We start from the raw sequence: 1,563 nt of genomic DNA, 5'->3' as shown, positions 1-1,563 counted from the left end.
CCAACTGGCCGTCATGAATGGCCTTGGGCATGCCTGGCAGTTTATGCTTCTGAAAAAAGGGCTGCTGAAGGTCGCCGTCGGTATCGCGCACCAGTGACAGCGGCCGATCCTGGATGCGCGGCAGCATCTTCTCGGCGACCATGGCGTAGTAGGCGGCTAGCGTGGCCTTGGTCACCTTGGTCCCCGGATACATGACCTTGTCGGGATGCGTCAGCTTGACGCCGACAGCAGCGGCGATCTCCTTGCCCAATCGCGGATCGAGATTGGCGGAGCCAAGGGTTGCCGGCGTCTTCGGCATTTCCATCACCACCTGGTCGGCTCGCTTGTCTTCGCGCATGCCCTCAAAGCTTGGATGTCGCAAGCCGCCGTCCGGTGTCGCTTCGGCATAGGCGACTTCGGCGACAAGCTCGGGCTTCACCCACCGGGCACGGCGGGCAATGTCTCTCGGAACAGAAGCGAAAGCCGGTTTCTCAACACGGCGTTTCTCGAGCTTCGCGAGGATGTCCTTGCGCATCGCCGCGGTGAACCCAGTGCCGACGCGGCCGCGATAGATGAGCTTGCCATTGTCGTAAGTGCCAAGGATCAGCGAGGCCATGCCATGTCCTGTGTCATTTGGGCGATAACCGCCGACAACGAATTCCTGTCGCTTCGTGCACTTGATCTTGAGCCAACTTCTGTTGCGGTCGCCGACGTAGGAGCTGTCGGCGCGTTTGGCGATGACGCCTTCGTGGCCGCCCTCGCACATGGCGTCGAACACCCTTTTACCCTGGTCGACGATGTGGCTGGAGAATTGCAGGCAGTCGTCAGGTGGGCGAGCGCCCAGCAGGGACTCAAGTCGCTCCTTGCGCTCGAGGAGCGGCTGGTTCGACAGATCTTCGCCATCAAATTCAAGCAGATCGAAGGCGTAGAATTTGAGCGGCAGACCCGCGGCAATGCCGGTTTTCAGCATGGAGAAGTTCGTGCGGCCCTGGCTGTCGATGGCGACGATCTCACCATCGATCAGCACCGCTCCCTTGGTCAGCCTCTGAAGCGGCGGCAGGATCACCTTGAACTGTCGAGTCCAGTCGTGGCCATTGCGGGTATAGACGACTACATTCGATCCGGAGATGGCGACTTGGGCACGATAGCCGTCGAACTTCATCTCGAAAAGCCAATCCCCGCCCACCGGTATGTGGTCTGTCAATGTGCAGAGCTGGAAGGACCGAAACCCCGGCAGCGGATATTTAGGGATAGATTCTGAGTCTCTGCGCCGTGTGCGCCTTTTGCCGATGCTTAGGATGCCATCTACAGCCGACATGCGGAACTCGGATACATAGTCCGATTCAATACTCTGTCTGGGGGTTCGGTTCCAGCTCAAGCATCTACGCGCCGGCGACCGTCGGCGCTCTAAGGAAGAACGGCGTATAAACCGCAGTCCTGCGCGCGTCCGCAGCAGCGGACATTGTCGCGCGCAGGACGGAGGAAATTCGCCCCCGCCGCGGGCGGTGAACGGGACAGCCGTAGGAGCGTCAGCATAGCGCCGGCCGCAGGACGGGACGCGGGACCGACTGTCCCCGTCCGCGG

General features: G+C 61.0%; 1 protein-coding gene. It reads right to left on the bottom strand.

Translation table 11 applies throughout. The features are described from left to right. Positions 1-1,141, bottom strand: a 1,141-nt coding sequence (ligD, locus tag FCU66_RS36305; protein ID WP_246094175.1) for a non-homologous end-joining DNA ligase, incomplete at its 3' end; no start/stop codon positions are given. Between the last annotated feature and the right edge of the window lie 422 nt (positions 1,142-1,563).

Source organism: Mesorhizobium norvegicum (genome assembly GCF_004919685.1).
Classification (GTDB): Bacteria; Pseudomonadota; Alphaproteobacteria; order Rhizobiales; family Rhizobiaceae; genus Mesorhizobium; species Mesorhizobium norvegicum.
Note: the sequence above shows the minus strand (reverse complement) of the source record. Positions and strands in the feature narration are given on the sequence as shown.